The sequence below is a fragment of the Mitsuaria sp. TWR114 genome (genome assembly GCF_007997345.1).
On sequence record NZ_VOSR01000089.1, the window covers coordinates 1 to 7,369 of the forward strand.

At 67.1% G+C, this 7,369-nt stretch carries 4 protein-coding genes and 1 pseudogene; 1 reads left to right on the forward strand and 4 read right to left on the reverse strand.

Annotated features, from left to right (window positions below; genetic code table 11):
• From FUT87_RS04750 to FUT87_RS04765, 4 genes are all read right to left on the reverse strand, one after another.
• The coding region (locus tag FUT87_RS04750) for an alpha-N-arabinofuranosidase (protein WP_147240241.1) at nucleotides 1-1,125 on the reverse strand (1,125 nt) is incomplete at its 3' end.
• Nucleotides 1,126-1,230: 105 nt separating this feature from the next.
• Entirely contained in the window at nucleotides 1,231-2,979 is a 1,749-nt protein-coding gene (locus FUT87_RS04755; protein WP_091724703.1) for an IlvD/Edd family dehydratase, read from the reverse strand.
• A gap of 95 nt (nucleotides 2,980-3,074) precedes the next feature.
• A complete protein-coding gene (locus FUT87_RS04760) occupies nucleotides 3,075-4,043 on the reverse strand; it encodes a family 43 glycosylhydrolase (protein WP_091724702.1) in 969 nt (322 codons plus the stop codon).
• Nucleotides 4,044-4,053: 10 nt separating this feature from the next.
• Nucleotides 4,054-6,684, reverse strand: a complete 2,631-nt coding sequence (locus FUT87_RS04765) for a TonB-dependent receptor (RefSeq protein ID WP_091724701.1) — start codon at nucleotides 6,682-6,684, stop codon at nucleotides 4,054-4,056.
• Between the two features lie 434 nt (nucleotides 6,685-7,118).
• On the opposite strand from FUT87_RS04765, the pseudogene FUT87_RS04770 reads away from it, so the two are divergent.
• A pseudogene (locus tag FUT87_RS04770) lies at nucleotides 7,119-7,369 on the forward strand (hypothetical protein); the annotation flags it as partial.

The window sequence follows — 7,369 nt, forward strand, 5'->3', positions numbered from 1 at the left end:
CATGGCCTGCAGCACGTTGACCATCTGCGCGATGTTGGTCATGTGCACCCGGTCCGCATGCGCATGGAACATGTGGAAGTGCAGGGCGGCCAGGACCGCGTCGCGCAGCGTGTTGCGCTGGACCAGGAAGCCCGGGTTGGTGCCCGGCTCCGGGTCGTACCAGCTGCCCCATTCATCCAGGTAGAGGCCGATGCGCTTCTGCGGGTCGTTCTTGTCCAGGACCGCGATGTTGGCGGCGACGGTCTTCTCGAAGTCCTGCGTGTAGGACAGCAGCGAGATCCACTCGTCTTCCTTGAAACCGGCCGCCGATCCCTTGCCTTCCCACTTGCCGCTCGGGAACACGTAGTAGTGATGGCCGATCGCGTCGAAGTTGAACTTGATGTTCTGCGTCGACAGCACCTCGGTCCAGCGCGTGTCGTTGGCATTGCCGCCGCTGGCGATGAACTTCGGACGGTTGTTGTCCGGCGTCTTAAGGAAGGTCGCGACCTGACGGTACTGGTTGACGTAGTACTCCGGCGTCATGTTGCCGCCGCAGCCCCAGGCCTCGTTGCCGACGGCGAAGTAGCTGACCTTGAACGGCTTGTCGCGGCCGTTCTTGCGGCGCAGCTGCGCCAGCGTGGAGTTGCCCTCGGCCGTCATGTACTCCAGCCACTCGGCCATCTCCTGCGCGCTGCCGGTGCCCAGGTTGCCGTTGACATAGGCCTCGGCGCCGAGCTGCTCGACCAGGTCGAAGAACTCGTGCGTGCCGACGGCGTTGTTCTCGGCGACACCGCCCCAGTGCGTGTTGACCTTGACCGGCCGCTTGCCGCGCGGGCCGATGCCTTCGCGCCAGTGGTACTCGTCGGCGAAGCAGCCGCCGGGCCAGCGCACCAGCGGCACGTGCAGCGCCTTGAGCGCGCCCACCACGTCCTTGCGCCAGCCGCGCACGTTGGGGATGTTGGAGTCGGGCCCGACCCACATGCCTTCGTAGATGCCGGTGCCCAGATGCTCGGCGAACTGGCCGTAGACATTGCGGTGGATCACCGGACCGGGCTTGCCCGCATCGACGGTGAGCTGAACATCGGCCGCGTGCGCGCTCCAGGCGAGCAGGGCGCCCGCGGCCAGGCCGAAGGCCGTCCTCTTCATGGTCATGCTTGTCTCCAGGTGTCGTTATCGTTTCGTCGGCACTCTGCGGTGCCGAAACGACGAAGGACCGTTCCCGGTCCTTCGTTCTTCAGTCCACGCGCACGGTCAGTGCGAGTGCCGCGGCACCGCGGAACCGCGGCAGCCACGCAGGAAATCGAAGTCGCAGCCCTCGTCGGCCTGCAGCACGTGCTGGACATAGAGCTTGCGGTAGCCGCTCTGGTCCGCGGGATCGGGCTGCTGCTTCGCGGCCCAGTCGGCCAGGCGCGCCTGCAACTCCGCGTCGCTGATGTCCAGGTGCAGCCGGTTGGCCGCGCAGTCGAGCTCGATCCAGTCGCCCTCGCGCACCACCGCCAGCGGGCCGCCGGCCTTGGCCTCCGGCGCGACGTGCAGCACCACGGTGCCGTAGGCGGTGCCGCTCATGCGGGCGTCGGAGATGCGGACCATGTCCTTGATGCCCTGCGCCAGCAGCTTGGGCGGCAGGCCCATGTTGCCGACCTCGGCCATGCCGGGATAGCCCATCGGGCCGCAGTTCTTCATGACGAGGATGGAATCGGCGTCGACCTCCAGGTTCGGATCCATGATCCGCGCCTTGTAGTCGTCGAAGTCCTCGAACACCACGGCCCGGCCGCGATGCTGCATCAGCGCGGGCGTCGCCGCCGAGGGCTTGAGCACCGCGCCGCGCGGCGCGAGGTTGCCGCGCAGCACGCAGATGCCGCCGTCCTCGATCAGGGGCTTGGCGATCGGGCGGATCACTTCCTCGTCATAGATCGGCGCGTCGTGGCAGTTCTGCCAGAGCGTCTTGCCGTTGACGGTCAGCGCGTCCTTGTGCGGCAGCAGGCCGTTGTCGCCGAGCCGGCGCAGCACGCCCGGCAGGCCGCCGGCGTAATAGAACTCTTCCATCAGGAAGCGGCCCGAGGGCAGCAGGTCCACCAGCGTGGGCGTGCCGCGGCCGATGCGGGTCCAGTCCTCCAGCTCCAGCGGCACGCCGATGCGGCCGGCGATCGCCTTCAGGTGGATGACCGCGTTGGTCGAGCCGCCGATCGCGGCGTTGGTGCGGATCGCGTTCTCGAAGGCCTCGCGGGTCAGGATCTTGGACAGGCGCAGGTCCTCCCAGACCATCTCGACGATGCGCATGCCGGAGAGGTGCGCCAGCACGTAGCGGCGCGCGTCGACCGCCGGGATCGCGGCGTTGTGCGGCAGCGAGGTGCCCAGCGACTCCGCCATGCAGGCCATCGTCGAGGCCGTACCCATCGTGTTGCAGGTGCCCGCCGAGCGCGAATGGCCCGCCTCGGCGGCGATGAAGTCGTGCATCGAGATCTCGCCGGCCTTGACCTGCTCATGCAGTTGCCAGACGGCGGTGCCCGAGCCGATGTTCTTGCCGTTCAGCTTGCCGTTGAGCATCGGCCCGCCGGTGACCACGATGGTGGGCAGGTCCACGCTGGCCGCGCCCATCAGCAGCGCCGGCGTGGTCTTGTCGCAGCCCACCAGCAGCACGACGGCGTCCATCGGATTGCCGCGGATCGATTCCTCGACGTCCATGCTGGCCAGGTTGCGCGTGAGCATCGCGGTCGGGCGCAGGTTGGACTCGCCGTTGGAGAACACCGGGAATTCCACCGGATAGCCGCCCGCTTCCAGGATGCCGCGCTTGACGTGCTCGGCCAGCTTGCGGAAGTGCGCGTTGCACGGCGTCAGCTCGGACCAGGTGTTGCAGATGCCGATGATCGGCTTGCCCTCGAACTCATGGTCCGGGATGCCCTGGTTCTTCATCCAGGACCGGTACATGAATCCGTTCTTGTCCTGGGTCCCGAACCATTCGGCGGAACGCAGCTTGATCTTCTTCTTGGCCTCGGTCATTGCAGGTAGTGGGTGATGTCTCCGTGAGCCATGCTAGGGAGACAGGTGATTCGGATCCAATCAAAACTTCCGGGATTCCGATATCGAATCGGATATCACGCCAATCCGGCGTCGCCGAAGTCGGGCATGCCGTCCGCGGTCCATCCCAGGTGCTTGACGAAGGTGTGGCGATCGGGGTTCCAGAGCGGATCGCCGACGATCTCGGTGTAGGTGCGGGCGTGATAGACGAGCAGTACCGTGCGGCCGTCCTCGTCCAGCGCGAAGCTGTTGTGCCCCGGGCCGAAGATCGGCTGGGTGGGGCTCGTGGTCAGCACCGGCGCCGGCGACTTGGTCCAGCTCGCCGGATCCATCGGATCGGCGGACTCGTCCATCCACAGCAGGCCCATCGCGTAGTTCTCGTCGGTCGCGCTGGCCGAGTAGCTGATGAAGACCTTGCCGTGGCTGTGCAGCACCGACGGGCCCTCGTTGACCAGGAAGCCGCGGCATTCCCAGTCGAACTCCGGCTTGCTCAGCATCACCGGTGCGCCGGCCAGCTGCCAGGGCGTGCGCATGGGCGCGATGTAGAGGTTGGAATTGCCCGGGATGTCGAGCGCCTTCTGCGCCCACAGGTAGTAGAGCTGGCCGCGATGCTCGAAGGTCGTCGCGTCCAGGCAGAAGGTGTCCATGCCGGTGTCGATCTGCCCGAGGAACTCCCACTCGCCGGCCATCGGATCGGGCGACCGGTTCCGCAGCGCATACATGCGGTGCTGGAACAGGCCGCCGACGATCTCCCGGCTCGGCGCCGCCGCGAAGTAGAGGTACCAGGCGCCCTGGCGGAAATGGAGTTCCGGCGCCCAGATCAGCTCGCTCCAACGCCCCGTGTCCGGCTTGCGCCAGACCACCCGCGGCGTCGCGTGGGGCAGGTCCTGCCACGCGTCCGCGGCGCGCAGCTCGATGCGGTCGTACTCCGGCACCGAGGCGGTGAAGAAGTAGCGCGCGCGGCCGGCCCCGTCCACGTGACGGGTCAGGTGGGGATCGGCCCGCTGCGGGATCAGCGGGGTCAGGACTTGCGGGTCGTCGAGCATCGCGGCGGGATCAGAGCTTCCAGCGCAGGCCCACGGCCACGGTGCGGTCGTAGTAGCGCACGTCACGCACCAGCGACGGGTCCTTGTCGAAGTAGTCGTGATAGGCCTGGTTGAGCAGGTTGGTCACGTCCAGCGACACCGTCATCTGCTTGGTCAGCTCGTAGCCCAGCGACAGGTCCAGGGTCTTGAGCGGCGCCACCCACAGCTGGTGCTGGGTGCTGCGGTACGGCGACTCGGCCAGGAACTTGTCGCGCCAGTTGTAGGCCAGGCGCGCGTAGATGCCGTTGCGCTCGTACATGCCGACGATGTTGTAGGCCTTCTTGGACTGGCCGAGGAAGGGGCCGTCGGTGCCGTCGGGCTGCGTCTGCTTGCCCGTCATGAAGGTGAAGTTGGCCTCCATGCCGAAACCGCCCAGCCAGCCCGGCAGGAAGTCGTAGAACTGGCGGTAGCTCAGCTCGTAGCCATGCAGGTTGGCGCGGGTGACGTTGATCGGCTGCGTGACGTTGTAGGGCACGCCGTTGATCGTCGTCTGCGTCGTCTGCGTCATGACGCGGTTCTTGAACTTGTGCTCGAAGACCGTGCCGGTGACCGAGCCGGTCTTGGCGAAGTAGTACTCGAGCGCCACGTCGGTGTTGTTGGACTCGGTCGGCTTCAGGTTGGGGTTGCCGCCGGCCAGGGTGCCGAAGGTGACGCCGCCGCCGGGAGGCGTGTTGGTCTGGCCCGGGTTGTAGTCGACGAAGTTGGGACGCTCGATCGTCTTGCCCCAGACCAGGCGGCTGACCAGGCGCGGGGTCAGGTCGGCGCGCAGCGACAGCGTCGGCAGCGTGTCGGTGCGCGAGGTGTCGACCAGCACCGGCGTGATGACGTTGGTCGACGCGTCGCGGGAGTTGCCGCGCAGCGTCTGCTCGGTGCGGACCACGCGCAGGCCGGCGACGCCGGAGACCGGCACGCCCCAGGCGTCGAAGCCGAACTTGGCGCGGCCGTAGAGGGCGCTGGTCTTCTCCGTGTCGTCGAAGAGCGTCATCGGGTCGTACGGCGTCAGCGCCGTGCTGCCGGTCAGCATCTGCCGGAAGGCCTCGCCGTTGTCGAGCAGCCAGTCGCGGGACGCGAAGACGTACTGCTTCACGCCGAAGTCGCCGTAGGTCCTCGGCGAGACCTCGTAGATGCCGGGGAAGTTGGTCAGGGTCTGGCCCACCGCCGAGAACGAGGTCGTCCACGGCATGTTGGTGTTGATCGACATCGCGTCGCGCTTGGCCAGGCGCACGCCGGTGCTGAGCTCCTTCAGGAAGCCGTCGCCCATGTCGTAGTCGGCATCGGCGCGCCAGTCGGTGGACTTGCCCTCGCGGCGGCCGCGCACGTCGACGCCGCCGTTGACGCGGAAGTTCGCGGCGTCGGTCAGGTCCAGGCCCGGGTAGTCGATGTAGCCGCCACCGCCTCGCACCGCGGCGACGGTGCTGGTCGGGCTGTAGCCGGTGTCCAGGATGCGGTTGACCCAGTCGATCACGCTGCGGGTGCGGGCCAGTTCGGTGCTGACCTTGAGGCGGTCGGTCAGGCGCCAGTTGCCGCCCAGCGCCAACTGGTTGTTGCCGACCTCGTCATGCTTGGCCTGCGTCGAGGTGAAGCCCCAGCCCGGGTAGTTGGTGTTGGTCGCGGTGTCCAGGTTGTCGGTGCCGGGCTTGGTCGTGATGACGGTGCCGGGCACCGGGCGCCAGGCGCCGTCGTTGAACATGCCGATGCCGCCCACCAGGAAGGACAGCTGATAGCGATGGTCGATGCGGGTGCCGAAGCCTTCGAGGTAGATCTCCGAATCCTTGTTGGGCTTCCACTGCAGCGCGAAGTTGCCGGCGACGCGCTTGCGGTCGCCCAGCGCGAAGACGCGCCCCATCGAGTCGGTGCCCAGCACCGGGTTCGCGCGGCCCGGCACGACGATGGATTCCGGGTTGCCGACGAAGCCGGTCTCGTCGTGGTACTGCCCGCGCTGGTAGGACAGGCCGATCAACGCGCCCATCTCGCCCAGGTCGGTCTTCCAGCGGTTGGAGGCCATGCCGGAGATGTCCGGGTTGTTGGTCTTGGCCTTGTCGCGGTGCTCGCCACGGGCCGACAGCACCAGCTGCGCGTCCTTGAAGTCCAGCGGGCGGTTGGTGCGCACGTCGATGACGCCGGCGGTGCCACCCTCGGGCAGCGAGGCTTCCTGGGTCTTGTAGACGTCGATGCGCTTGAGCATCGTCGCGGGCACGTCCGACAGGTACAGGCTGCGGCCCGAGTCCGAGAAGAATTCGCGTCCGTTGAGCAGCGTCACCACGCCGCCCAGGCCGCGCACGATCACGCCGCTGGCCTCGCCGTTGTTGCGTTGGATCTGCACGCCGGTGACGCGGCCCAGGATCTCGGCGACGTTCTTGTCGGGGAACTTGCCGATGTCCTCGGCGACGATGGAATCCACCACCTGGTCGCTGTTCTGCTTGATGGTCTGCGCCGATTCGGCCGAGCGGCGCATGCCGCTCACGACCACGGTTTCCAGCTTGGTGTCGTCCGACTTCTTCTCGTCGGCCGGGGGCTGGCTCTGCGCCTGGACCTGGATCGCCGCCCCGAGGAGGGCGGCCGCGGCCACGGTGGTCCGCAGCCCGAAGGGAATCTTGCTCATGTTGTCTCCGTCGTTTTTCTGGCGTGTCAACCCGGTGACCGGGCGACTCCACAACCGCCGTGGGGTTGTTGTCGAGCGGAGCAAATGCTAGGGAGCCGGGTGATCCCCGGCCAATCACATTTTCCAGTTGGCCAATGCTATTTCCGGCATCAGGGCAGGCCCCGATATCGCCCGCGCGGCGGATGGGCGTCCCCACCGAACAGGGGGTGGCGTGGACCGGCCAAGACCTATAAATAGGGAAGGGGCCTGACAACGTTGACGAATTGCACCAGCAACATGTCGTCACAAGTGTTTCGGGCGCAGCCCCTCAGGGTTCCCCCTGAAGAGGGGGCGACGCAAGTGACCATCGGCCTATCATGCGGGCCTTCTCCGGTGATCAAAGGGTGACGACGGCCGAACCGGAGACGATCGGTCAGTCAAAGAAGGGAGGCCCTATGGAAGCAGTGTCCGTTGCCCGTGCATTCGAGGCAGCAGGAAATGGCGGCTACACGATGCCCGCGCTCAAGCGCCGCGTGTTGCTGGTCGACGATCACGAACTCGTGCGCGCGGGCATCCGCACGCTCTACCAGACGCTGGACGAGATCGACATCGAATGGGTCGAGGCCGCGTCGCTGCAGGAAGGCCTGCTGGCCTATGGCGAGCGGGGCGCGGTGGACGCGGTGCTGCTGGACCTGAACCTGGGCGA

Bases quoted from the DNA above. Each gene is read 5' to 3' on its own strand.
- FUT87_RS04760 (WP_091724702.1), bottom strand. From the start codon at position 4,043: ATGCTCGACGACCCGCAAGTCCTGACCCCGCTGATCCCGCAGCGGGCC.
- FUT87_RS04755 (WP_091724703.1), bottom strand. From the start codon at position 2,979: ATGACCGAGGCCAAGAAGAAGATCAAGCTGCGTTCCGCCGAATGGTTC.
- FUT87_RS04765 (WP_091724701.1), bottom strand. From the start codon at position 6,684: ATGAGCAAGATTCCCTTCGGGCTGCGGACCACCGTGGCCGCGGCCGCC.